Origin of the sequence: Tenacibaculum sp. Mcav3-52 (assembly GCF_022347665.1) — a bacterium.
GTDB lineage: Bacteria > Bacteroidota > Bacteroidia > Flavobacteriales > Flavobacteriaceae > Polaribacter > Polaribacter mesophilus.
Genome location: NZ_JAKRGE010000006.1, coordinates 40891 through 65243 on the forward strand (window position 1 = coordinate 40891; position 24353 = coordinate 65243).

Genomic DNA, 24353 nt, shown 5'->3' on the forward strand with positions numbered 1-24353 from the left:
ATTTTCTTATTTTAATCGAACATCAGATACTGACGCTCCTGTTGGAATCATTGGAAATACATTATCTTCCTTTTCTACACAAACCTCTAAGAAATAAGCCTCTTTACTTGCCATCATTTCTACTACAGCACTTGCTAATTCTTCTCTTTTAGTTACTCTGTTAGCTGCTAGATGATAACCTTTTGCAATTGCTACAAAATCTGGATTTGTCATTATGGTAGAAGCGTATCGTTTATCAAAAAACAGCTGTTGCCACTGGCGTACCATACCTAAAAATTCATTATTCAATACTACTATTTTAACAGCTGCTTTAGTTTGTAAAATCGTTCCAAGTTCTTGTATGGTCATCTGGTAACCACCATCACCAATTACAGCAACTACCTCACGCTCTGGGGTTCCCATTTTAGCTCCAATTGCCGCAGGTAAAGCAAAACCCATAGTTCCTAATCCACCTGATGTAATATTACTTTTCGTTTGATTGAATTCTGCATAACGACTTGCTATCATTTGGTGTTGTCCAACATCAGTAACTACAATGGCTTTTCCTTCTGAGGCTTCATTTATTTGCTTAATAACCTCTCCCATTGTTAACCCTTCTTTCGTTGGAAACAAATCATTTTTTATCACGTTATCAAACTCTATAGCATCGAGGTTTCTAAATTCTTGTAACCATTCTTTGTGTGAGTTTTCTTCTAAAAGAGAAAGTGCTACCGTTAAGGTTTCTTTTACATTTCCTAAAACAGCTACGTCTGTCTTTACATTTTTGTCAACTTCCGCAGGATCTATTTCAAAATGCACTACTTTAGCTTGTTTCGCATAACGGCTTAAATCCCCAGTAACACGATCGTCAAAACGCATTCCAACAGCTATTAATACATCACACTCGTTGGTGAGTTTATTCGGACTGTAATTACCATGCATTCCTACCATTCCAACATGTAAAGGGTGTTTGGTTGGTAAAGCCGATAAGCCTAACAACGTACTTGCCGATGGAATTCCTGCTTTCTCTATAAAAGCTTTAAATTCTTCTTCTGCCTCTCCTAGTATTACTCCTTGTCCCCAAACTATAAATGGTCTTTCCGCGTTATTAATCAACTCAACAGCTGCTTCAACACTTTGGATGTTCATCGTTGGAACAGGTTGATAACTTCGTACTGAAGTACATTTTTTATATTCAAAATCAAACTCTTCAAACTGTGCATTTTTAGTAATATCAACCAAAACAGGTCCTGGTCTTCCTGAACGGGCGATGTAAAATGCTTTTGCCATTACTTCGGGGATCTCACTTGCTTTGGTTATCTGATAATTCCACTTCGTTACTGGAGTTGAAATACCTACGATATCTGTTTCTTGAAAAGCATCAGACCCTAATAAGTGTGCTCCTACTTGTCCTGTAATACATACCATTGGCGTAGAATCTATCTGTGCATCGGCAATACCAGTAATTAGGTTAGTTGCTCCTGGACCCGAAGTTGCCATGGCAACTCCTACTTTACCTGTAGCTCGCGCATAGCCTTGTGCTGCATGAGTTGCTCCTTGCTCGTGACGTGTTAATACATGATGTAATTTATCTTGATATTTATACAGCTCATCATATACAGGCATAATAGCTCCTCCTGGATACCCATACAATAAATCGACTCCTTCTGCTAATAAACATCTTACTACAGCTTCTGCACCTGTAATGGTTACTTTTTGTGTGATTTCTTGTTCTGTTTGTTGTTTCGTTTTTGTTTCCATAAACTCAGCTTTATGCTTTTAGCTTTTAGCTATATGCTTAGTTATTTTTATTAAATTTTTAGTGCTACTATATGTAGTCTTGAATCTTAATTCTCTCGTCTTTATCTAAAATTCAAACACCTTTAGGCAAGCCTCAAGAAATTTATCTTCTGGCTATCGCCCTGCGATTAAAATTCGTCGGTAACACATCCGTTAGATGCTGATGCTACTGTCCTTGCATATTTATATAGTACTCCTCTTTTAACTTTTAAAGGTGGAGCAGTCCATTCTTGTTTTCTTTTAGTTAATTCTTCTTCCGAAACTTCTAGATTAATCGTATTCGTTTCTGCATTGATAGTTATGGTATCTCCATCTTTTACTAAAGCAATTACACCGCCTTCTTGTGCTTCTGGTGTGATATGCCCTACTACAAATCCGTGTGTCCCTCCCGAGAAGCGTCCATCGGTAATTAGCGCAACCTCTTTACCTAATCCTGCTCCCATAATAGCGGCTGTTGGCTTTAGCATTTCTGGCATTCCTGGTCCTCCTTTAGGTCCTTCATAACGAATTACGACTACATCTCCTTTTTCAACTTTTCCATCTCGTATCCCATCATTTGCTGCGTATTCGCCTTCAAAAACTTTTGCTTTTCCAGAGAAATACAATCCTTCCTTTCCTGTTATTTTTGCAACAGAACCTTCCTTAGCTAAATTTCCGTAGAGCATTCGTAAATGTCCCGTAGCTTTGATAGGTTGTTCTGTTGGCTTAATTACTTCCTGCCCATCCGTTAAATTTGGAACTACTGCTAAGTTTTCTGCTACTGTTTTTCCTGTTACGGTTAAACAATCTCCATGTAACAACCCTTTTTCTAGTAAATACTTTAAAACTGCCGGTGTACCACCTACCTTATGCACATCCTCCATTAAATATTTTCCGCTAGGTTTCAAATCGGCTAAGAATGGTGTTTCATCAGAAATACGTTGAAAATCTTCCAAATTAAATTGCACATTTGCTGCTTTTGCTATGGCTAAAAAGTGTAATACTGCATTGGTAGACCCCCCCATAACCGTTACCAACCGTACTGCATTTTCCAACGATTTTTTAGTAACGATGTCTGATGGTTTGATATCTTTTTCTAGTAATACGCGTAACGCTTCACCAGCCTTTACACATTCTTGTTCTTTATCGTTACTTATCGCAGGGTTAGACGAGTTGTAAAGTAAACTCATACCCAAGGCTTCAATTGCTGACGCCATCGTGTTTGCAGTATACATTCCTCCACAAGCTCCAGCTCCTGGACATGCTTTCTCAATAACACTTTGATATTCTTTTTGAGTAATAGTTCCTGCAACTTTCTCTCCCCAAGCTTCAAAAGCTGATACCACATCTAACTTTTTTCCTTCATGACATCCTGAGGCAATGGTTCCTCCATATACTAAAACTGATGGACGATTTAAACGCAACATTGCCATTAAGGCTCCTGGCATGTTCTTATCACACCCTACTACAGTTACCAATCCGTCATATGACATCGCTTGCACTACCGTTTCCATAGAGTCAGCAATGACATCGCGAGAAGGTAACGAATAGCGCATTCCTGGAGTTCCCATAGAGATTCCATCAGAAACACCAATGGTATTAAATATCAATCCTACTAAATCGGCATTTTCGGTTCCTTCTTTCACCAATTTTGCTAAATCGTTTAGGTGCATATTACACGGATTTCCTTCATACCCTGTACTTGCAATTCCTACCAAGGGTTTTTCTAAGTCTGATTTCGACAAACCTATAGCATGCAACATAGCTTGTGCTGCTGGTTGTGTGTCGTCTTGCGTTACTTGTTTACTAAATTTGTTTAGTTCCATGTTAGCTTGCTTTTCGTTTTTGACGTAAGCCTAATACTTCGTCTTTATATAATTTCATTAGTTTGTGTCCATGTGATTTTTCCCACGCTAGTGGAAATTGATAGTCATCTAACGACTGTAAACCAACTACTTCAGCTGCTGTTCCTGTAAAAAAGCAAGCATCTGCGTTTTTTAATTCTTCTAAAGTGAAATGTTTTTCTTCAACAGAAATCCCTTCTTCTTTACATAAATCGATAACCGTAGCACGGGTAATTCCTGCCATGATATGACCTCTTGGAGGCGTGTATAACTTCCCATCTTTCTGCATAAAAACATTTGCTCCAGAACATTCAGCAACATTGCCATTCATATCTAATAACAATGCTTCATCATAACCGTTATTCTTTGCTTCGTTAGTTGATAATATTGAATTCGTATAGTGCCCTGTTACTTTTGCTTCTACAAAACATGACTTCGGATTCGGACGCTGAAACGATGATGTTTTTACTTTAAGTAATTTATCTCCCATGTACTTGCCCCACTCCCAACATTGTATTACTAAATTCGTCTCTTTAGAAGTTAACAAACTCATATCTGATCCTGTAGTGACTAACGGACGGATGTAAGCATCTTTTAGACCATTACGTTCTAACAATTCGTAAGTAATTTGAGTTAGTTGTTCTTCAGAATAATTCAATTGAATATTCATGACTTCTGCTCCATACTTAAGCCTTTTGTAATGCTCATATGACTTAAAAATTTTAGTTCCTTCGTTGGTATTGTATGCTCTTATACCTTCGAAAACCCCATTTCCATAGTGCAAACTTTGACTATACAAGTTAGCGCTTGCGTCTACGGCTTTGATAAACTCTCCGTTGTAATAGATTACTGTTTCTTCGTTGTAATACATTTTTTCAGTTGTTTTGCTGTTCAAAATTATTTTTCGCTTTTTAATTTACTTTCTTGTTTTGTAAGGCTTTGATGATTTTCACTGACTCCAAAAAACAAGCAAAAAACTCAAAACCAATTACTTAAAACCAAATCATTATGATATTCACGGAATAAAAAAAGCCTGTATCTAGAGTTAGATACAGGCTTCCTTATAGGCAATAACTATCTGTATCAACTCGGTGGAGAGCTAATAATGACAATAATAATTACCACGATGTTAAAAATTTGATTCATGTTTTTTGCAACTAAAAAAGGCTTCCTAAATTTAGGAAGCCTTCTTTATTAATTTATATGTTAAATATTAAGTACCGCTTCCCTATCCTTGTGAAATAATCACAATGACAATAATAATAGAAATGATATTTAATATTTGTTTTTTCATCTGATATCACAAATATTTGAAATTATTTTTTAGTTATCCTAATATTTTTTTGACTTTTTTATTTCTCCCCTTAAAAACACACCTCCTAACCCACTGTTTTACTTAACATTATAAAAGTTTTTATTTTTTATTTAGCATTTATCAAAATTTATTTTATAGATTTGTGCCGTTATGCAAACAAATAAAATATACAACTATATACCCAGTTTTTTAGTGCGGTCTTTCAACCGACGCTAGTCTTCCTTTTGTCCTAAACTGAGTGTTGTATAATTTTATTTTCATTCTTTTGATTTCTATAATCTACATTTTTATATCGTTATTAACTCTTGTTATTGTTTTCAATAACATTACTGTTGTACGACCTATTTTTATCCGACGTCGCCCGTAAGGGTACTACTTCATTTTGGGAACCTAGGTGTGTCCGGTTCTTCTTTTTAAACCACCGATTTTTAACAAAATGTTTATCTAAAATCAATTTCAATGAGAGTTGTTATTGCTGATCAATCGCATAGTAAGTATGCCGAAATTATTTGTCAAACTATTGACGAAGCTGCTCTGGTTAGAGGCACAGGAATTGCCAAAAGAAAACCAGAATACATCATTACAAAACTAGAAAATGGTAACGCTGTTATTGCCTTAGATGGCGATCAATTTGCTGGTTTTTGTTATATCGAAGCCTGGAGTCATGGCAAATTTGTAGCCAATTCTGGGTTGATTGTTCACCCAAACTATAGAGGTATTGGTTTAGCCAAACAAATTAAGAAAGTAGTTTTTGAGCATTCTAAAGCTAAATTTCCTAATGCTAAGATATTTAGTATTACTACTGGTTTGGCGGTTATGAAACTGAATAGCGAACTAGGCTATAAACCTGTAACCTTTTCTGAACTCACAGAAGATCAGTCTTTTTGGAATGGATGTCAGACCTGTAAAAATTACGACGTGCTACAACGTACTCAACAAAAAATGTGTTTGTGTACTGGTATGCTATACGATCCTAACAAAAAAACTCAGAACATAAAAGTAAAAGAGAAAGTCTTTCAAAGGCTAAAAAGAATCAAGGAAAGCATCTTCCTAAAAAAAGATAAAAAATGAAAAAATTAGTAATTGCTTATAGTGGCGGATTAGATACTTCGTACTGTGCAGTAAGCTTATCAAAACAAGGATATGAAGTTCATGCTGTTAGCGTTAATACTGGCGGATTTTCTTCCGAAGAAATTAAAAAGATTGAGCACAATGCTTACACCATGGGCGTGTCTACATATAAAAATATTAATGCAGTAACTGATTATTACAGCAAAGTAATTAAGTTCTTAATTTTTGGTAATGTGTTAAAAAACAACACATACCCTCTTTCGGTAAGTGCTGAAAGAATTATTCAAGCCATAGAAATAGTAAACTACGCTAAAAGTATTGGCGCTAACTATATTGCGCATGGTAGTACAGGTGCTGGAAACGATCAGGTGAGGTTTGATATGATTTTTCAAACCATTGCTCCTGAAATTGAAATCATCACACCTATAAGAGATTTACAACTTTCAAGACAGGAAGAAATTGAGTACTTAAAAAATAACGGTATTGATTTATCTTGGGAAAAAGCTAAATATTCTGTAAACAAAGGTTTATGGGGAACCAGCGTGGGTGGTGAAGAAACGTTGACTTCTGAACATCCGTTACCAGAACACGCCTATCCTTCTCAAGTAACAAAGATAGTACCTGAACAAGTAAAACTCTCTTTTGTAAAAGGTGAATTAATGGCTATCAATGACAACGAAAAAACTCCTGTACAAAACATTGAGCAATTGAATGTCCTAGCCTCAAAATTCGGGATTGGTAGAGATATTCACGTAGGCGATACTATTGTAGGAATTAAAGGAAGAGTTGGTTTTGAAGCTGCTGCAGCGTTAATTACTATTAAAGCACATCACTTACTTGAGAAACACACCTTAACCAAGTGGCAATTACAACACAAAGAGTATTTAGCTAGCTTTTATGGGATGCATTTACATGAAGGTCAGTATTTAGATCCTGTAATGAGAGATATGGAAGCTTTTTTAGAAAACAGTCAGTCAAAAGTTACGGGTGATGTTTTTGTGACGCTAAAACCATATCACTTTACCTTAGATGGAATTGATTCTCCACATGATTTAATGAATGCCAAATTTGGTAGCTACGGTGAACTAAACAAAGGTTGGACAGCTGAAGATGCTAAAGGCTTCATCAAACTATTAGGAAATCAGAATAAAATATATCAACAGGTGAATCAGTAAGCAATTATCAGTTATCAATGAACAGATTGCCACGTTTCACTCGCAATGACACGTCATTATGAGGAGTGATAACGACATGATGATCTAATGAAAGAGAACTGATTCTATTAAAAAACAACAAACAATATGATACAAGTAGGAATCATCGGAGGTGCTGGTTATACAGCAGGAGAGTTAATTAGACTTTTATTACAACATCCAAAAGCGACTATTAATTTTGTGTATAGCACTTCTAATGCCGGTAATAAAATAGCGAATGTACATCAGGATTTGGTGGGGAGTACCGATTTAGTATTCACCAATAAAATCAATGCTTCTGTAGACGTACTGTTTTTATGTTTAGGACACGGAAACTCTAAAAAGTTTTTAGAAACACATACCTTTTCAAATCATACTAAGATTATTGATTTAGGAAATGATTTTAGACTAGAAGCTGATAGTACTTTTCAAGGAAAGCAATTTGTATATGGTTTACCAGAGTTTCAAAAAGAGGCAATACAAAATGCTTCTTATATTGCCAACCCAGGGTGTTTTGCTACGGCTATTCAATTAGGTTTACTTCCATTAGCTGACACTGGTTTATTACAGAATGATGTGCATGTTAATGCGGTTACTGGTGCTACTGGTGCGGGAACTTCACTATCAGCAACTACTCATTTTACATGGAGAGATAATAATTTTTCATACTATAAACCTTTTACACATCAGCATTTAGGAGAAATCAATCAGACCTTGCATACGCTTCAATCTAGTTTTAAATCAGAGGTTTTATTTCTTCCTAACAGAGGAGATTTTTCCAGAGGTATTCACGCAACGTTATACACAGATTTTGAAGGAAGTTTAGAAGAAGCACAACAACTGTATTCAGGCTACTATAAAGAGGCTCTTTTTACACACGTAGCTGATAATGAATTACACTTAAAACAGGTAGTAAACACCAACAAGTGTTTAATTCATTTGCATAAACACGGAGATAAGCTCCTCATAACAAGCATTATTGATAATTTATTAAAAGGAGCTTCTGGGCAAGCAGTCCAGAATATGAACCTAATGTTTCGTTTTCAAGAGAATACAGGATTACAATTAAAAGCCAACTATTTTTAACCCTCACAGAGGGATTAAGTAAACCAAAATGAATGTCTTAATACAAGAAGTGAATAATACAAAACACTTTATCTAAACTAAACTTTCTCAAATGAAAATAGCAATTATAGGAACAGGTAACTTAGGAAAATCAATCGCTAAAGGATTGATACAAAACAATTCGTTTTCTCAACTTTTCTTAACCAAAAGAAATATTGAAGAGCTCAGTGAATTTAAAGAAGTGTCTAACGTTCTCATTAGTTCTAATAACAAGGAAGCAATCATAGCATCTGATGTGCTAATTTTTGCAGTACAACCAACACATTTAGAAACTCTTTTAAAAGAAACTGCTCCTCTATTATCAAGTAATCATAAGTTAATTTCTACAGTTGCTGGTTTTTCTATTGAAAAAATGGAAGCGTTTATTGGTTCAGATACTACTATTATCAGAGCCATGCCTAATACTGCTATTGCCGTTGGAAAATCGATGACTTGTCTTAGTGGTAATACTCAAAAGAAGGAAGGTTTAGAAATAGCTACAACTATTTTTAATCAACTAGGAACTTCAATGATTATTCCTGAAGATCAAATGCAAGCAGCTACCGTAATATGTGCTAGTGGAATTGCTTTTTGGATGCGCTTAATACGGGCAACTACGCAAGCTGCTATTCAGTTAGGTTTCGATGCAAAAGAAGCACAAGAACTTGCGATGCATACCAGTGAAGGTGCTGCGAACTTACTTATAGCTACAGGAAATCATCCTGAAGAAGAAATCGATAAAGTTACCACTCCAAAAGGCTGTACCATTGAAGGTTTGAATGAAATGGAACACAAAGGATTAAGTGCAGCATTAATACAAGGAATGGTAGCCTCTTTTAACAAAATTAACACCATAAAAAAAGAAAACTAATGAGTTTATTTAACGTATATCCTCTATTTGATATAACCCCAGTAACCGCCAACGATGTATATGTATACGACGATAAAGGCACAGAATATTTAGATTTATATGGCGGACATGCCGTAATTTCTATCGGGCATTCACACCCTACCTATGTAAAAAATATTAGCGAACAAGTAAGTAAGTTAGGTTTTTATAGCAACGCTATTCAGAATCCGTTACAAGTTGAGTTAGCTTCACAACTAGAAAACATATCGGGTTGTAACGATTATCAACTATTCTTATGCAATTCGGGAGCTGAAGCCAATGAAAATGCTTTAAAACTAGCCTCTTTTCATACTGGTAAACAAAAAGTAATTGCCTTTAAGAATTCGTTTCACGGACGAACTTCTGCGGCGGTAGCCGCTACAGATAATCCAAAAATTGTGGCTCCTATCAATGCACAGCAAGAAGTAATTTTCTTAGAATTTGAAGACTTGGAAGGTGTTGAAAAGGCTTTAAAGAACAATGATGTTTGTGCCATTATTATTGAAACCATTCAAGGTATTGGTGGATTAGACGAAGCATCAACTACTTTTTACCAAGGGTTAGAAAAACTATGCAAGCAATACAACACGCTATTAATTGCTGATGAAATTCAGTGTGGTTTTGGTAGAACGGGTGATTTCTTTGCTTTTCAAAAACACGGCATTACTCCGCATATTATTTCTATGGCAAAAGGAATGGGAAACGGATTTCCTGTTGGCGGAATCTTAATCCACCCAAGTATTCAAGCTTCATATGGTTTGTTAGGAACTACCTTTGGCGGTAATCACTTAGCCTGTACTGCTTCCTTAGCAGTTATTGAAACCATTAAAAAAGAGCAATTGATGGAAAATGCACAACAAATTGCTAAGTATTTTACAGAACAAGCAGCTTCTATTCCACAGATAACAACTGTAAAAGGAAGAGGCTTAATGTTAGGGTTGGAATTCGATTTTCCTATTGCTGAGCTAAGAAAGAACCTAATATTCAAACATCACATTTTTACAGGGAGTGCTAAGAATCCAAATTTATTAAGAATTCTTCCGCCACTAACCATTCAAAAGCAACATATCGATGTGTTTTTTGAAGCTTTAAAAAAGGAACTGTCATGAAAAAATACACCAGCCTAAACGATATTGAAAACCTTTCAGAAACTATTCAAAAGGCCATTCAATTAAAAGAAAATCCCTATCAGTTTACTGATTTAGGAAAATACAAAACCTTAGTCATGATTTTTTTCAATGCTAGTTTACGTACAAGGTTAAGCACCGAAAAAGCGGCTAAAAACTTAGGTATGGAGGTAAGCGTATTAAACATTACTAATGCTTGGAATATGGAATTTGAAGACGGTACTGTGATGAATTTAAATACTTCAGAACATATTAAAGAGGCTGCCATGGTAATTTCTCAATATGCTGATATGATTGCGGTAAGAGCTTTTCCGACGTTGAAAGACAAAGAAAAAGATACCTCTGAAATTGTACTCAACAGTTTTATAAAATACGCTACGGTGCCTGTTATCAATATGGAAAGCGCTACTGATCATCCGTTGCAAGCCTTGGCAGATGCAATTACTATTACGGAAACTAAAAAAGTGGACAAACCTAAAGTTGTGTTGTCTTGGGCTCCACACCCCAAAGCATTACCACACTCAGTTGCTAATGCTTTTGTACACCTCATGCACAACATGGAGGTAGAATTTGTTATAACGCATCCCGAAGGTTATGAGCTAGATCCAGAAATTACTCAAGAGTTTCCTATCGAATACGATCAAGAGAAAGCTTTTGAAAATGCCGACTTTATCTATGCTAAAAACTGGAGTTCTTTTAATGAATATGGTGAAGTATTAAACGAAGATCCTAACTGGATGATTACTCAGGAAAAAATAGGCGCTGCTAAATTTATGCACTGCTTACCTATCAGAAGAAATGTGGTAGCGGAAGATGCGGTTTTAGATGGTGAGAATTCTCTTGTGATTGAACAAGCCAATAACAGAACTTTTGCAGCACAGATAGTATTAAAAGAGATTTTAACTCATTTAAGTTGAATTTAAATTTTGACTTGTCAGTTCGAGTGTCGACCGCAGGGAGATGTATCGAGAATTACTTGAAAACGTCTCTATACAATTTTTCTTCCTTTCAGTACGAAAAATAACTCGACGTGACATTTAATGAAAAGAGAATTAAAATATGAAAACTGTCTGTAAAAAAAATAATGAATGAAAAAGCGGAAGTGCTAAGCGTAGCTTTAAGCATGAAGCTTTGAAAATGAGTGGTGCGTAGCAATTTTCTCTTTACTGACTTGATTTTTTGGTTCGTTTTTTATCAAGAAAAAATGAACAATAAATTAAACTTAAAACTAAAAATGAAAACTATAAAGATTGTAAAAATAGGTGGAAACATCATTAATGATGAGAAAGCCTTACATAGTTTCTTAGCTGATTTCGCTCAACTAAAAGGTCCGAAAGTATTAGTTCATGGTGGAGGTAAACTAGCTTCTGAATTGGCTAAACAGTTGAATATTCCTGTGACGATGATTGATGGCAGACGTGTAACCGATACGCAAACTTTAGATTTGATTACTATGGTATATGCAGGTAAAATCAACAAGCAAATTGTTGCGCAGTTACAAGCGCATAACGCCAACGCTATAGGTTTTACAGGAGCGGATGGAAATACTATTGTATCAACCAAACGTCCTGCTGAACCTATAGATTACGGATTTGCAGGCGACGTTGTTACCGTAAATCCGCAAGTACTAACCATATTAATTAATAACGAAGTAACGCCTGTGTTTTGTGCGATTACGCACGATGCTAACGGACGGTTATTGAACACAAATGCAGACACCATAGCTTCAGAAATTGCTATAGGTCTCTCTGCTCATTTTAGTACAGAACTATATTACTGTTTTGAAAAATCAGGAGTGCTAAGTGATGTAACTGATGACAACTCTATTATCGAACAAATCACCTTAGAATCCTACGCGCAATTAAAAACTGATGGAGTCATTTTTGAAGGAATGCTTCCTAAGTTAGACAATTGCTTTCATGCCCTAAAAAACAATGTTCAAAAAGTACACATAGGCAATACAACTATGCTATTTAACTCAAAAAACAAACACACCTCATTACAACTATCATGATACAAAGACTTACCACAAAAGCCATCAGTCTGTTAAAAAACCTAATAGAAACGCCTTCTTTTTCTTCGGAAGAAGATGCTACTGCCCTACTGCTAGAAAACTGGTTTAAAGAGTTTGATATTCCATACACTAGAACTCAGAACAATGTGTGGTCGGTAAACAAACATTTTGATGCTAACAAACCTACGTTATTACTCAACTCGCACCACGATACCGTAAAACCTAATAACGGCTATACCAAAGATCCTTTTAAAGCGATTGTGGAAGAAGGAAAACTCTATGGTTTGGGAAGTAACGATGCGGGAGGCTGTTTGGTATCATTACTAGCAACCTATACCTATTTCTATCAAAAAGAAAACTTAGCGTATAATTTGGTATTTGCAGGAACTGCCGAAGAAGAAAGCAGCGGTCCTAACGGTTTAAACGGATTACTAAAAACCTTACCTAACATTGATGTAGCCATCGTAGGAGAACCTACTTTAATGAATTTAGCTATTGCTGAAAAAGGTCTAGTCGTTTTTGACGCTGAGGTAAGCGGAACCCCTAGTCATGCAGCACATCCGAACCATGATAATGCTATTTACAACACCATTGAAGTATTGCAGTGGTTTAAAAATATTGAGTTTGAAAAAACTTCTGAAATCTTGGGAGACGTAAAACTCACGGTAACACAAATCAATGCAGGAAAACAACACAACGCTGTTCCTTCCGAAGTAAAATTAGTGGTCGATGTTCGTGTAAACGATAAATACACCAATCAAGAAGTTAGCGACTATTTACAGCAAAATGCGCCTTGTAACATACAACCAAGAAGTTTGAATTTGAATTCATCATCAATACCAAAAGAACACCCTTTGGTACAAGCAGGTATTACTTTAGGAAGAAAAACCTATGGTTCTCCTACCCTATCTGACCAAGCAGTGTTGAGCTGTCCGTCATTAAAATTAGGACCTGGAGACAGCACTCGTTCACATACTGCTGATGAATTTATTTATCTTCAAGAAATTGAGGAAGGAATTGAGTTGTATGTTAAGCTATTAGAGAACGTATTATAGAAAAAAATAGAATAATGAGGCAAGAAACTAGATGCCTTTTTATATGTCAGTTCGAGTGATTTTTATTGAGTGATAACGAAGTAAGAATTGTATCGAGAACCATTCGAGTACTTCTCGATACAAAGTTATTTTTATTTCATTTCAATAACTTTACTCGAAGTGACATTATAAATAACAAATAAAAAACATAGAAAAGAGATACAAGACCTCTTTTTCTAAAGCAAATCGTCATTCCGACCAGAGGGAGGAATCTCATTAAAAAGAGTAACTCATAAGTTTGAGACCTCTCACATACGTTCGAGGTGACAAACAAACAATGAGAATTTTGTTAGTTATAGTGTTTAACACTCAATACTAACTTCTCAATACTCAGTACTAATTAAAAAACTTAAAAACATGAAACTTTGGGACAAAGGATTATCCATAGATAAAAAAATAGAACATTTCACTGTTGGAAACGATAGAGAAATAGACATACACATTGCACCGTACGACTTGCAAGCATCATTAGCACATGCAAAAATGCTGGCTTCCATCGGTATTATTACTTCGGAAGAATTAGCACAAGTAACTGCTGGAATTACTACGCTACAACAACAAGTGGCAGAAGGTACTTTTGTTATTGATCCTCAGTTTGAAGATGTACATTCTAAAATTGAGTTTGAATTAACCAACATGTGCGGTGAAGTTGGTAAAAAAATTCATACCGCACGTTCAAGAAACGATCAGGTTTTAGTAGCGTTACAATTGTATTATAAAGACAATTTACAGTTGATTTCTGATAAAACAAAAACACTATTCAATACATTATTACAGTTAGCAGAAGAACATAAAACCAAGTTATTACCAGGCTACACCCACTTACAAGTGGCAATGCCTTCTTCTTTCGGATTATGGTTTTCTGCGTATGCTGAATTACTAATTGACGATTTGTACATGGTTAATGCAGCACTAAAAACGGTAGATCAAAACCCCTTAGGCTCTGCAGCTGGATATGGTAGTTCGTTCCCTATTGATAGAGAATTCACCACTAAAGAACTAGGTTTTGAAACCTTAAAACACAATGTGGTGGCAGCACAAATGAGTAGAGGAAAAAGTGAACGTACCCTTACCATGGCGTTGGGTAGTGTGAGTAATACACTAGCTCGTTTTGCGATGGATATCTGCCTGTATATGAGTCAGAATTTTGATTTTATCTCTTTCCCAGATGAATTGACTACAGGTAGTAGCATTATGCCGCATAAAAAGAATCCTGATGTGTTTGAACTCATTAGAGGAAAGTGTAATAAGATTCAAGCGTTGTACACTGAAACCTTGTTAATCACCAACAATTTACCTAGTGGATATCATAGAGATTATCAGTTATTAAAAGAAAATATCATCAATACTTTTGAAGAGTTAAAAGATGTGTTAGATATTTTTGACTATGCTATTCAGCAAGTTATTGTAAAAGATATTGACTTACAGGATGAGAAATACAAATATCTATTTACAGTAGACAATATGAATACCTTGGTAGAAAACGGTATGAGTTTTAGAGAAGCTTATCAAAAAATTGGTGGCGAAGTTGTCAATGGTACATATACACCCGATACTTCTAAAAAACATACACATGTGGGTAGTATTGATAATTTGTGTTTGGATAAAATACGTGAGAAGCTTGGTTAGTGGTTAGTGGTTAGTGGTAAATCGTCATTACGAGGAGGTCATTGAGCGAAGTCGAAATGAGTGACGAAGTAATCTGTTTGTTAAGAACTCAAAACTTAGAGATTGCTTCGTTTTAGCCTGTCTTGAGCGACAGTCAAAAGGCTCGCAATGACGTTAGCTTATACAAAAGTATACTGTCATTCCGAACGATAGAGAGGAATCTGCTTAATTTAAGTCTAGAACATTCTTAACAGTTCCTAACATACAATTATAAGATTTCTCCCGTTGGTCGAAATGACGCTTATAAATCTATATTCTAACAGCGAAGCGGTCTTTTGTCTTGGTTCTAAGTTATCTGTCATTCCGAACGAGGTACGAGGAGGAATCTTATTAAAAGGAGCAACAAACATGCTTAAGATTATTATTGGTATTCTTTTTCTTGATAAAAAGAAACAAAAATCAAGACTTACAATAAAATCGTGAGAAAATACTACGACATCTTCCACTGATAAAAAGAACTCGCTATCACTCAAACAGCTTTTTATCTTACATCCATCGCTGCTGTCTTGATTTTCAAAGATTTTCTTGTAGGTCATAAAACAGAGTGTCATTACGAGGAGGATACGACGAAGTAATCTGTTTGTTGAGAGTTCAGAGTATAAAGATTTAGCTACGCTGAACCTTACGGTTTCTCCCGCTGGTCGAAATGACGCTTATAAATCTATACTCTAACAGCGAAGCGGTCTTGTTTCTTTGTTCTAAGTTATCTGTCATTCCGAACGAGGCACGAGGAGGAACCTTATTACAAGAAGTAACTCATAACCTTAAGACCTCTCCCACAGGTTCGAGTGACACGATGAAATTAGAATTTTGTTAGATTTTAATAGAACTCATAAAACTGTTATATAAAAAGAGGTTATTCTTAACAAATAACCTCTTTTTATGTTTTATTTCTTTACTGTTCTTGAGCCTATGGAGAACTTATACCCGAATTGAAACTGGTAAAAAGCCTCATCATTAGTATTTCCTTTATAATTATAAGTTACTAATCTTGCAAAAATAGCTTGATTAGGATTCTTGTTAGGGTGATAAAACACCTCTGCTTGATTTTTTACTACGGGCACTTTAAAGTCTAAATCTATAGTGCTAGAGCCGTTATAGTTTTTATAATCAAACCAGTGAAACCCCAGTTTGTAATTGAATCCGAAGTTGTTAAATCGTTTTGACGACATATTAACCCCCCATCCATAACTAACTGCTTTTATATTCTCTACTCCTTGGGTATCATTTTGAACTCTTGTAAGATTATAATCAGCTGCAGCAAACAAACCTATTCTCATAGGATAACTCTTTTGATATATCTCAAATAAATTCATCTCACCACCAACAGTTAAAAAGCGTTTTTCTACCAAATCTAATGTATTTCCTATTACACCACCTGTTGCAGCAACTAACCCTTTATCTTCTTCAAACTTAGCGTAGTGTACGTATGGGGTAATCGATTTAAAATACTCAAATTGGATAGAAGATATATACCTAGAGAAAATAGGAAAGTTGCTAATGCTCCTTGAAAAAGGAAGCATATAAAACTTTGCATTTCCTTCTAGTTGCACTAAACCATTATCAGACTCTCCAAAGAGTGCTAAAAAGTCGGTATAAGCGCGTAGTTCTACTATTTTATCTAAGTAAGTATCTTGTTTTATTTGATAGGTTGCCGCTGTAGTTAAATTGGTTTCATTTCCATCAATATCTTCTTTAGGCAGTTCTAATGTTAAATCGTATGGTATGTAGTTATTTCCTATTTTGTACTTATACATCAGTACATCACTTAAACGAATGCGAAGGTCTTTAAATTCTGCTTCATCAACATTGGTTGTTGGTTGTTTTTGTGAATAAAAAAGGTAGTTTTTTCTTGCCCAATGACTATACCTTAGAAAACTCACACCTTTATAATTTTCAAATAATAACAAACTTCCCTTATATTCTACCAATACCTGTATATCAGCAAAACTACCATCACGCACTTCTATATCTATCTTTTTAAATTTATACGTATATTTTTCCTCATCTTGACGTTCAAATTTATTATTATAAAAACAAAACTCCTGTCCATCTTTAGGTATCGTAATATCCCCTAGGTAAGTTTCTTGATTTACTTGCTTTAATACCTGATTAAATATCTTTTTCTGTTTTGTATCCTTTCCGTTTATATCTTCGCTTATAATTACATTCTCGTTAAAATAGCTGTAGGTTACGGGTTCATTTTCTTCTCCTTTAAAAAGAATTGCTAATACAGAAGGTTTTTCTTCTTTGTACCATTCTTTTATATTTTCTAAAGTCACTGAAGGGCAATCTATTTTATACGCTTCAAGTTTAGAGTACGTTTCTCCTAACGAATTTATAATATTATTTCTCTCTTCTTTTAAGACACCTAACTTTGTAAAAGTTTCACTAGTTATTACTTTTTTAACTTCGTTTATCTCCTTTTCTTTTGCTTCTTTAGCTTTCTCATAATCTTCAAATGTTTTAATTAACTTTTTTATTTCAGATTCACAATCTTTCTTTTTTTCCTCCTTCTTTTCCTCCTTTTCCTTCTTTTTCTCTATTTCTTTAACCTCTTCTAACTTAAGAGGTTTTTTATGAGGAAACCATTCCTTAATAGAATCTATAGGAATACTGGTACACACATCTTTAAAACTTGTAAACTTATTATAAATTTTATGTAGTGCTTTTTGATATTTTCTTCTTTCTTCAATTAATTTATTAAGTTCTTCTACTGTTTGTTCATTTATAACCTTTTTTACTAGACTAGTTTCTTCTTTATTATCTTTTATAAAGTCTAAATGATTCTCATAAGCTTTGTTAAGCTTTTTAATTTCAAATTCACAGTTAATAGTTTGTGTTTGTCCGTTAATGCATAGCACATAAAAAAAGAGTGCTAAGCAAGTGCATAGGGTTTTCATAATTTTTAGTTAGTTTGGTTAGTTATTTTTTTGTACACATACAGCTACAACAATCTTTAAAACCAGCAGCAAAACACTAGTTAAAACTCTACATAACTGCATATTAACAATTTAAAAGTAGTAAAATATCATTAGTAATAACAACTATTGTGTTATTAAATGGTAATTATATATGTAATAATGTATGTTTTGCGGATATCTGCAATTTAGGTTGCGGAAAACCGTAAGAATCAACAGGGTATGTATTGTAATTTTACTGATAAAAATAATCATTATGATATGATTATTCTGTGTTATACTAACTTAAAAAAACTAAAATGACTACTTTAAAAGGAGCTATACGTTCATATGGCGCTTCAGTTAGAAGAATAGAAAGAGAACAACAAAGACAAGCTCGTGAAGCTGCCAAAAGGTTTAAAGAACAACAGAAACAACAAGAAATAAAAAATGCTAAACAAGCTGTTTTAGATTGGAAAAATTATGTTGAAACCATACAGTCTGTTCATAAAAACTGCACAGAACCTATTGACTGGCTAGAAATAGAAAAGACTGAAAAACCAATAGAACCAAATTTACAAACAAGAAATGAAGCTCTTGCTAAGAAGAGGTTAGAAAACTTTAAACCTTCTTTTTTTGACAAAATATTTGGCTCTACTCAAAAGAAAATAAAAAGGTTATCTAATCAATTAGAACAAGCTAAACAAAAAGATAAAAAAGAGTTTGATATTGTTTATAAAAACTACTTAAATGAACTAAATAATTGGAATGAACTCCAAGATATTAGTTCTGGTATAAAAAAAAGAGAAACTTCCTCTTATAAAAAAGCTCTTCATTATTTTGACCCTTTTTCTGATATTGGAGAATTAGGTACAAAAATCAGTTTTGCTTTCAACGAAAATCACATTGATATTGATTTACATGTTAATAGTCTTAACGTTATACCTGATTATGAATTAAGACAAACCTCAACAGGAAAGCTTTCTAAAAAAAATATGCCAAAGTCAAAGTTTAATGAATTGTATCAAGATCATATATGTAGTGCATCAATGCGTGTTGCTAGAGAAGTGTTTGCGTATTTACCTATTGATTATGCTAGAGTAAATGCGATGAGTGAAATTGTAAATACTAAAACAGGTCACTTAGAAGAACAACCTATTCTGTCTGTCATTTTTCCTCCTCAAACAATTGAAAGTTTAAATTTAGAAACAATTGACCCTTCAGATAGCATGCTAAACTTCGTCCATAACATGAAGTTTACAAAAACTAAAGGTTTCTCAATCGTAGAAAAAGTTAAACTTGAAGAATAGTAATATTATAAAACGCGGATTTCACATCCGCGTTTTCTATTCCCATACCTCCCCTACACTTCCTAAAACGTTAAAAAACTCATAAAGTCAGAGGGTTAAAACGAAAAAAAACTATTTTAGTGTCAGCTATAAAAATTGTTTGTAAAAAGTAAATTGCTATCTCTTATTACTATTCAATCACATTCAATTTTACAACATCTTTACGAAGCTAATGCTATTAAGGTACACTTGTACCTGACTGTTTGGTGATGAATAACACCAAGGTTAGTAAATGTTTTGGCATGTATTGGTTATTGCTCCAATACCCCAACTGTTACTACCCCAAAAAGGATTCAAAAGGAAAAGTATGTAATTTTAAAAATCAATATGATGAAGTACTATTTAATTGAAAACAAGTTAACCGATGAAACCAACTACTCAGCACGCGTATTAACAGAGCGTACTATTAATCAAGACGAGTTGATTGATAAAATGTTGAGTAAACGTAACCTAGTAAGTAAAACCGATATTGTGGCGGTGCTTAATTCTTACTATGAAGAAATTATCGAGTCGATAGAAGACGGTGATAATATTAACCTACCCTTACTAAATATTGGCTACTCTATTTCTGGGGTTTTTGATACTGAGGAAGATGGTTTTAATCCTGAAACTCATAAACTACACGTAAACCTCAACAGCGGAAAGTTAATCAACGAAATTAAAGACGATATTCCGCTACAAAAAGTAACTGCTCCTATTACCAACACAGTTATTAATAATTTAAAAGATATTACCACAGCAACTACGAATACCACCTTATCTGCCAACGGATTATTTGAGCTGAATGGTTTGCGTTTAAAGGTTGCTGGTGACTTACCTGAGGTTGGTTTGTATTTTGTTGCCGAGGATGGTACCGAAACTAAGGTATCTTATTTGGCACAAAACAGCTATAAGAAGATTATTGGTCAAGCTCCTGCCCTTGCTGCGGGTAATTACCGTGTTAGAATTAAAACGCAGGCTACTTCTAGTTCTGATCGATTTTTAAAGGATATTATGATAGCTGAGTCTACATATACTCTTACTGTATCGTAACACTATACAGTAGTGTCGAGTGACACCATACAGTAGTGTCGGGTGACTTCATACAGTAGTGTATGAAGGTTAATACAAAATCTAATAACGTAAAAAGTACGAGCTATATGCTCGTACTTTTTTTATATTTCTTATTTGCTATGGTTTTTAATGGGTATTAGGTGTTAACTAGTATAACTAACAAAATTCTCAATGTTTTATACGGTGTTGTATCGTTCTTCGTTATGACGGTTATTTTAGAGCTAAGAGAATGGACCGCTTTGCTGTTAGAGTAAAGACTTGTTTATAGGTCTTTGTTCTATATTCTTTTTATTATCTAGTGTCACTTCGAGTAAAATTATTGAAATGAAATAAAAATAATTTTGTATCGAGAAGTTTTCTAATAGTTCTCGATACTATTTTTACTTCGTTATCACTCAATAAAAATCACTCGAACTGACAGTGATTACAATAAAAGAATAAGTGCAACTCTTTTGAGTGAGATTTAGCTACGCTGAACCTTACGGTTTCTCACTATCGTTCGGAATGACGGTTTGCTATTTGTTAACGTCATTGCGAGCCTTTCGATTTAAGTTTATCTTGAGCGAAGTCGAAAGGCTCAAGACAGGCTAAAGCGAAGTAATCTCTAAGTTTTGAGTTCTAAATAAGCAGATTACTTCGTCATATCTTCCTCGTAATGAAGACAAAAAGAAGTTTTATATTCTTTTTCTTGATAACAAGAAACAAAAATTAAGACGTACAATAAAAGAATAAGGGTAACACTTCTGAGTGAGATTCCTCTCTATCGTTCGGAATGACGGTTTACTGTTTGTTAACGTCATTACGAGCCTTTCGGCTGTTGCTCAAGACAGGCTAAAACGAAGCAATCTCTAAGTTTTGAGTTCTAAATAAACAGATTACTTCGTCGTATCCTCCTCGTAATGACGATAAAAAGATACGGTAGCATCCTTGAATAAGATTTTTACAACTATTTAAACCTACTCATATCTATAAAAAGAGTATCGTTTCTTCCATTAATAAAACGATAATTCAATTTTTCTCCACGATTTGAGAATATGGTATGTATGGTATCAATCACCTTATTATTTTCGGTATATACAACTAAATTACCTCCAAAACTATTTAACTCTGGTATATTAAAGTATCCCTTTTCATCTGTTAAACTAAAAGTTTTAAGGTTGTCATCTTCTACTACTTTTAAGTTTCTTAAAGGCTTTTTCTCTTTACTATAAATATAACCGTGGTAATAGTCTATCTTTTTCTTACAAGAAAGTAAAGACAACAAGAGAATAGATAAAAATAACTTTTTCATTTTAGCTGCACAGCGTATCTAGAATACGCTTACTTTTCAAGTGGTTTTAGGAAGATTGAGTCGAATCTTATAGTGTCTTTTGTAAAACCATACCTACCTCTTCTCTCAATACTTCTTTTTTCATATCCTTTTTTTATTAAACTAAACTTAAAAAAGCCCATAGGAGCTTCACCTCCTATGGCCATTTTATCGTAGTAAGTTTTCATTTTTAAAAAGAAACTCCCGTTTACATCACTACTGGTTTCAGTAGAATAATCTTTTTTTACTGAATCCCAAGTTACTACATCAACACTATCTATTCTTTGTAATGTTTCAGAGTTATATATATAACCCATGATAGGAGGTCTACTAACTCTTTTTACAAAACAGCTTGTTAATGTTACTATTATAAATATGAATGCTACTTTTTTCATTTTATTCTTTCCTCTTCATAAATAAAGTGTCTGATTGTTCACGTAAAAACAAACGATAAAATGGAGGTGAATGTCTACCTCTTGATAAGAAAACGGTATCTGTTTTAAATCCTTTTTTACTAAATATTAGTTTATCTACATAAGTTTGTGAAAATCGCTTTAATTTAAAATACCCTAAACTATCTGTTGTTGAAAACACGTTATTAGGTTCAGAGTGTCCCTCAGTTATTACTACACCTTTGAGGGGTTTCTCTTTATAATAAACATACCCCTCAAAATACTCTTTTGTCCCTTCTGTACAAGAAGTAAACAATGTAATTAATACAACTAATAATACTTGCTTTCTCATTTTATTCTTTCCTCTTCATAAATAAAGTATCTGATTGTTCACGTAAAAAAAGAAAATAAATTTTGCCTCCCGTTTTTCCTCTTAATATCCTCAATGTATCTGTAAAGTATCCTTCTTTTTTAAAAACTAAATCTCTAGTTACTTTTTTTGATGCTCTTTCTAAAATAAAATACCCGTCTTCATTCGTTTTCGTAAAATTTTCTGTTACTCCATCTTCAATAACGGTCACATTTATTAAAGGCTTATTATTATAAAACACATACCCTTTATACTTATTAGTCTTATTAGTCTCATTAGAACATGCAAAACATAATAAAGATATTGCTAATACTATATATATTAAGTTTCTCATCCTATTCTATCCTCTTCATAAATTAAGTGTCTGATTGTTCACGTAAAAATAGTGTATATAGAGGTGGAGAGTTTCTACCTCTTAGTAGGTAAACGGTATCTGTTTTAAATCCTTTTTTACTAAATATTAGTTTATCTACATAAGTTTGTGAAAATCGCTTTAATTTAAAATACCCTAAACTATCTGTTGTTGAAAACACGTTATTAGGTTCAGAGTGTCCTTCAGTTATTACTACACCTTTGAGAGAGATTTCTTTATAATAAACATACCCCTCAAAATACTCTTTTGTCCCTTCTGTACAAGAAGTAAACAATGTAATTAATACAACTAATAATACTTGCTTTCTCATTTTATTCTATCCTCTTTATAAATAAAGTGTCTGGTTTATAATTCACAAAAATATATTTGACTCCATCATATCTTTCTACAACTGTTTTAATAGTATCTATTTGATATCCATCTTTAGAAAAGATTAAACTAGATGAAAAATCGGGGTACTTTTTTAGCTTGAAATATCCTGAAGTATCTGTAAAAGTTTGAACATCCCTTTTACTTTGTTCTTGAACTTTTACATTATATACCGGCTTTTTATTTTCATCAAATACATAGCCGTGGTAAAACTTTCTATCTGATTCACAAGAATAAGATAAAATACATAAGATTAAAATATACTTTCTCATTTCAATTTTAATTTAGTTAACCAAATTAAACTTAATACATCTTTTTCGCTTGCTATTATTCTATTTTTATAGTTAGAGTAAATAAAAATAACTTTTTCATTATAATTTTAGTCTTCTAAAGGAAGTATTGCTTTCTTCTTCACAGAATAGTAATAAAGCAATGAAAAATATGAATAGGGGTTTTCTCATTTTATTCTTTCCTCTTCATAAATAAAGTGTCTTTTCTATGAACGAATAACGATTTATCTCCTCTTCTGTTCGCTGTATAAGGAGAAATAGTATCTGAGATATAACCTTCTTTAACAAAAATTAATTCACTAATAAAATCTGCTTTTCTGTTTAGATAAAAATAGCCATCACTTTTAGAATAGGTATGCTGTGAATAAGATGAGCTTTCTATTATTTTTACTTTATTTATTGGCTCTTTGTTTTCATCTAATACATAGCCGTGGTAACAATCACATAGTTCTTGTTTGCAAGAAACTGTTAAAAGTAATAATGTTAGTAATAATACGTTTTTCATTTTAGCTACATAACATGTCTAGAATACGCTTACTTTTCAATTGGCTTTAGGAAGATTGAATCATACAATATTGCCTCTTCTCCAAAACTCCCTCTTGTTCCTTTTTCTATTTTGATACTCTTGTATTTTGGATGTTTTAATTCCATTGAATAAGATAAAGGAACATGCCCGCCTTCAAAATTAAACATCACTCTTTTCTTTACTCTCTGTATGGTAAACTTTCCTTGGTTATCGGACTTTATCTGTTCATCATCAATTTGTATTAATACACCTTTAATTGGTTTATATGTCAAAGAATCGTATAGTGTTCCTTTAATTTCGGGTCTTTCTATTCTTGATGAACATGAGTTTAAAATAAATGTCATT

Annotated in this window: 24 protein-coding genes; 11 read left to right on the top strand and 13 right to left on the bottom strand. The window is 33.7% G+C overall.

The window, feature by feature from the left end; translation table 11 throughout:
* Positions 1-6: 6 nt before the first annotated feature.
* From ilvB to MHM83_RS14055, 3 genes are all read right to left on the bottom strand, one after another.
* Positions 7-1740 (bottom strand): biosynthetic-type acetolactate synthase large subunit, encoded by a 1734-nt coding sequence (gene ilvB, locus MHM83_RS14045; RefSeq protein ID WP_239180426.1) that lies wholly within the window; start codon positions 1738-1740, stop codon positions 7-9.
* Positions 1741-1907: 167 nt separating this feature from the next.
* Positions 1908-3584: a dihydroxy-acid dehydratase gene (ilvD, locus tag MHM83_RS14050; protein WP_239180428.1), complete on the bottom strand. Its 1677-nt coding sequence runs from the start codon at positions 3582-3584 to the stop codon at positions 1908-1910.
* 1 nt (position 3585) lies between these two features.
* Positions 3586-4473: a branched-chain amino acid transaminase gene (locus MHM83_RS14055; RefSeq protein ID WP_173360353.1), complete on the bottom strand. Its 888-nt coding sequence runs from the start codon at positions 4471-4473 to the stop codon at positions 3586-3588.
* A gap of 903 nt (positions 4474-5376) precedes the next feature.
* Here MHM83_RS14055 and MHM83_RS14060 point away from each other — a divergent pair.
* The 9 genes from MHM83_RS14060 to argH all read left to right on the top strand — a co-directional run bounded on the left by MHM83_RS14060 (position 5377) and on the right by argH (position 15038).
* A complete protein-coding gene (locus MHM83_RS14060; protein WP_167713698.1) occupies positions 5377-5988 on the top strand; it encodes a GNAT family N-acetyltransferase in 612 nt (203 codons plus the stop codon).
* On the top strand, positions 5985-7163 hold the full coding sequence (locus tag MHM83_RS14065) for an argininosuccinate synthase (RefSeq protein ID WP_239180430.1): 1179 nt from the start codon (positions 5985-5987) through the stop codon (positions 7161-7163). Before MHM83_RS14060 ends, MHM83_RS14065 begins: the two co-directional genes overlap by 4 nt.
* A gap of 126 nt (positions 7164-7289) precedes the next feature.
* Entirely contained in the window at positions 7290-8267 is a 978-nt protein-coding gene (gene argC, locus MHM83_RS14070; RefSeq protein WP_239180432.1) for an N-acetyl-gamma-glutamyl-phosphate reductase, read from the top strand.
* A gap of 91 nt (positions 8268-8358) precedes the next feature.
* Complete coding sequence (proC, locus tag MHM83_RS14075; RefSeq protein WP_239180434.1) at positions 8359-9156, top strand: pyrroline-5-carboxylate reductase; 798 nt, start codon at positions 8359-8361, stop codon at positions 9154-9156.
* Entirely contained in the window at positions 9156-10283 is a 1128-nt protein-coding gene (locus MHM83_RS14080; RefSeq protein WP_239180436.1) for an aspartate aminotransferase family protein, read from the top strand. The genes proC and MHM83_RS14080 overlap by 1 nt, the downstream gene beginning before the upstream one ends.
* Positions 10280-11218, top strand: coding sequence for an acetylornithine carbamoyltransferase (locus MHM83_RS14085; protein ID WP_239180438.1), 939 nt, complete (start codon positions 10280-10282; stop codon positions 11216-11218). Before MHM83_RS14080 ends, MHM83_RS14085 begins: the two co-directional genes overlap by 4 nt.
* Before the next feature lie 317 nt (positions 11219-11535).
* On the top strand, positions 11536-12315 hold the full coding sequence (argB, locus tag MHM83_RS14090) for an acetylglutamate kinase (RefSeq protein WP_239180440.1): 780 nt from the start codon (positions 11536-11538) through the stop codon (positions 12313-12315).
* Positions 12312-13370 carry a M20 family metallo-hydrolase gene (locus tag MHM83_RS14095; protein WP_239180442.1) on the top strand — a complete coding sequence of 353 codons (1059 nt, stop codon included), beginning with the start codon at positions 12312-12314 and terminating at the stop codon, positions 13368-13370. Before argB ends, MHM83_RS14095 begins: the two co-directional genes overlap by 4 nt.
* A gap of 396 nt (positions 13371-13766) precedes the next feature.
* Positions 13767-15038 carry an argininosuccinate lyase gene (gene argH / locus MHM83_RS14100; protein ID WP_239180444.1) on the top strand — a complete coding sequence of 424 codons (1272 nt, stop codon included), beginning with the start codon at positions 13767-13769 and terminating at the stop codon, positions 15036-15038.
* A gap of 236 nt (positions 15039-15274) precedes the next feature.
* Here argH and MHM83_RS14105 read toward each other — a convergent pair whose 3' ends face one another.
* Both MHM83_RS14105 and MHM83_RS14110 read right to left on the bottom strand, forming a co-directional pair.
* Positions 15275-15613: a hypothetical protein gene (locus MHM83_RS14105; RefSeq protein ID WP_239180446.1), complete on the bottom strand. Its 339-nt coding sequence runs from the start codon at positions 15611-15613 to the stop codon at positions 15275-15277.
* Positions 15614-15964: 351 nt separating this feature from the next.
* Positions 15965-17980: a hypothetical protein gene (locus MHM83_RS14110; RefSeq protein ID WP_239180448.1), complete on the bottom strand. Its 2016-nt coding sequence runs from the start codon at positions 17978-17980 to the stop codon at positions 15965-15967.
* A 317-nt stretch (positions 17981-18297) separates the two neighbouring features.
* Between MHM83_RS14110 and MHM83_RS14115 the strand changes: the two genes are divergently transcribed.
* The gene (locus tag MHM83_RS14115) at positions 18298-19287 is read left to right on the top strand and encodes a hypothetical protein (protein WP_239180450.1); all 990 of its coding nucleotides are present in this window, start codon (positions 18298-18300) and stop codon (positions 19285-19287) included.
* A 369-nt stretch (positions 19288-19656) separates the two neighbouring features.
* A complete protein-coding gene (locus MHM83_RS14120) occupies positions 19657-20358 on the top strand; it encodes a DNA-binding domain-containing protein (RefSeq protein ID WP_239180452.1) in 702 nt (233 codons plus the stop codon).
* 967 nt (positions 20359-21325) lie between these two features.
* Here the strand turns inward: MHM83_RS14120 and MHM83_RS14125 are convergent.
* The 8 genes from MHM83_RS14125 to MHM83_RS14160 all read right to left on the bottom strand — a co-directional run bounded on the left by MHM83_RS14125 (position 21326) and on the right by MHM83_RS14160 (position 24352).
* Positions 21326-21670, bottom strand: a complete 345-nt coding sequence (locus MHM83_RS14125; protein WP_239180454.1) for a hypothetical protein — start codon at positions 21668-21670, stop codon at positions 21326-21328.
* Between the two features lie 29 nt (positions 21671-21699).
* Positions 21700-22083: a hypothetical protein gene (locus tag MHM83_RS14130; protein WP_159491424.1), complete on the bottom strand. Its 384-nt coding sequence runs from the start codon at positions 22081-22083 to the stop codon at positions 21700-21702.
* Between the two features lies 1 nt (position 22084).
* The gene (locus MHM83_RS14135) at positions 22085-22432 is read right to left on the bottom strand and encodes a hypothetical protein (RefSeq protein WP_239180456.1); all 348 of its coding nucleotides are present in this window, start codon (positions 22430-22432) and stop codon (positions 22085-22087) included.
* Between the two features lies 1 nt (position 22433).
* The gene (locus MHM83_RS14140; RefSeq protein ID WP_239180458.1) at positions 22434-22784 is read right to left on the bottom strand and encodes a carboxypeptidase-like regulatory domain-containing protein; all 351 of its coding nucleotides are present in this window, start codon (positions 22782-22784) and stop codon (positions 22434-22436) included.
* Positions 22785-22806: 22 nt separating this feature from the next.
* The gene (locus tag MHM83_RS14145; protein WP_239180460.1) at positions 22807-23133 is read right to left on the bottom strand and encodes a hypothetical protein; all 327 of its coding nucleotides are present in this window, start codon (positions 23131-23133) and stop codon (positions 22807-22809) included.
* Position 23134: 1 nt separating this feature from the next.
* Entirely contained in the window at positions 23135-23464 is a 330-nt protein-coding gene (locus MHM83_RS14150) for a carboxypeptidase-like regulatory domain-containing protein (protein WP_239180462.1), read from the bottom strand.
* A gap of 190 nt (positions 23465-23654) precedes the next feature.
* A complete protein-coding gene (locus MHM83_RS14155; RefSeq protein ID WP_173360357.1) occupies positions 23655-23987 on the bottom strand; it encodes a hypothetical protein in 333 nt (110 codons plus the stop codon).
* Between the two features lie 29 nt (positions 23988-24016).
* Positions 24017-24352, bottom strand: a complete 336-nt coding sequence (locus tag MHM83_RS14160) for a hypothetical protein (RefSeq protein WP_239180464.1) — start codon at positions 24350-24352, stop codon at positions 24017-24019.
* Position 24353 lies beyond the last annotated feature (1 nt).

What these genes read in the sequence shown, in the direction of transcription:
- ilvB (WP_239180426.1), bottom strand. Translation starts at nt 1,740, where the DNA reads ATGGAAACAAAAACGAAACAACAAACAGAACAAGAAATCACACAAAAA.
- ilvD (WP_239180428.1), bottom strand. Translation starts at nt 3,584, where the DNA reads ATGGAACTAAACAAATTTAGTAAACAAGTAACGCAAGACGACACACAA.
- MHM83_RS14055 (WP_173360353.1), bottom strand. Translation starts at nt 4,473, where the DNA reads ATGTATTACAACGAAGAAACAGTAATCTATTACAACGGAGAGTTTATC.
- MHM83_RS14060 (WP_167713698.1), top strand. Translation starts at nt 5,377, where the DNA reads ATGAGAGTTGTTATTGCTGATCAATCGCATAGTAAGTATGCCGAAATT.
- MHM83_RS14065 (WP_239180430.1), top strand. Translation starts at nt 5,985, where the DNA reads ATGAAAAAATTAGTAATTGCTTATAGTGGCGGATTAGATACTTCGTAC.
- argC (WP_239180432.1), top strand. Translation starts at nt 7,290, where the DNA reads ATGATACAAGTAGGAATCATCGGAGGTGCTGGTTATACAGCAGGAGAG.
- proC (WP_239180434.1), top strand. Translation starts at nt 8,359, where the DNA reads ATGAAAATAGCAATTATAGGAACAGGTAACTTAGGAAAATCAATCGCT.
- MHM83_RS14080 (WP_239180436.1), top strand. Translation starts at nt 9,156, where the DNA reads ATGAGTTTATTTAACGTATATCCTCTATTTGATATAACCCCAGTAACC.
- MHM83_RS14085 (WP_239180438.1), top strand. Translation starts at nt 10,280, where the DNA reads ATGAAAAAATACACCAGCCTAAACGATATTGAAAACCTTTCAGAAACT.
- argB (WP_239180440.1), top strand. Translation starts at nt 11,536, where the DNA reads ATGAAAACTATAAAGATTGTAAAAATAGGTGGAAACATCATTAATGAT.
- MHM83_RS14095 (WP_239180442.1), top strand. Translation starts at nt 12,312, where the DNA reads ATGATACAAAGACTTACCACAAAAGCCATCAGTCTGTTAAAAAACCTA.
- argH (WP_239180444.1), top strand. Translation starts at nt 13,767, where the DNA reads ATGAAACTTTGGGACAAAGGATTATCCATAGATAAAAAAATAGAACAT.
- MHM83_RS14105 (WP_239180446.1), bottom strand. Translation starts at nt 15,613, where the DNA reads ATGACCTACAAGAAAATCTTTGAAAATCAAGACAGCAGCGATGGATGT.
- MHM83_RS14110 (WP_239180448.1), bottom strand. Translation starts at nt 17,980, where the DNA reads ATGAAAACCCTATGCACTTGCTTAGCACTCTTTTTTTATGTGCTATGC.
- MHM83_RS14115 (WP_239180450.1), top strand. Translation starts at nt 18,298, where the DNA reads ATGACTACTTTAAAAGGAGCTATACGTTCATATGGCGCTTCAGTTAGA.
- MHM83_RS14120 (WP_239180452.1), top strand. Translation starts at nt 19,657, where the DNA reads ATGAAGTACTATTTAATTGAAAACAAGTTAACCGATGAAACCAACTAC.
- MHM83_RS14125 (WP_239180454.1), bottom strand. Translation starts at nt 21,670, where the DNA reads ATGAAAAAGTTATTTTTATCTATTCTCTTGTTGTCTTTACTTTCTTGT.
- MHM83_RS14130 (WP_159491424.1), bottom strand. Translation starts at nt 22,083, where the DNA reads ATGAAAAAAGTAGCATTCATATTTATAATAGTAACATTAACAAGCTGT.
- MHM83_RS14135 (WP_239180456.1), bottom strand. Translation starts at nt 22,432, where the DNA reads ATGAGAAAGCAAGTATTATTAGTTGTATTAATTACATTGTTTACTTCT.
- MHM83_RS14140 (WP_239180458.1), bottom strand. Translation starts at nt 22,784, where the DNA reads ATGAGAAACTTAATATATATAGTATTAGCAATATCTTTATTATGTTTT.
- MHM83_RS14145 (WP_239180460.1), bottom strand. Translation starts at nt 23,133, where the DNA reads ATGAGAAAGCAAGTATTATTAGTTGTATTAATTACATTGTTTACTTCT.
- MHM83_RS14150 (WP_239180462.1), bottom strand. Translation starts at nt 23,464, where the DNA reads ATGAGAAAGTATATTTTAATCTTATGTATTTTATCTTATTCTTGTGAA.
- MHM83_RS14155 (WP_173360357.1), bottom strand. Translation starts at nt 23,987, where the DNA reads ATGAAAAACGTATTATTACTAACATTATTACTTTTAACAGTTTCTTGC.
- MHM83_RS14160 (WP_239180464.1), bottom strand. Translation starts at nt 24,352, where the DNA reads ATGACATTTATTTTAAACTCATGTTCATCAAGAATAGAAAGACCCGAA.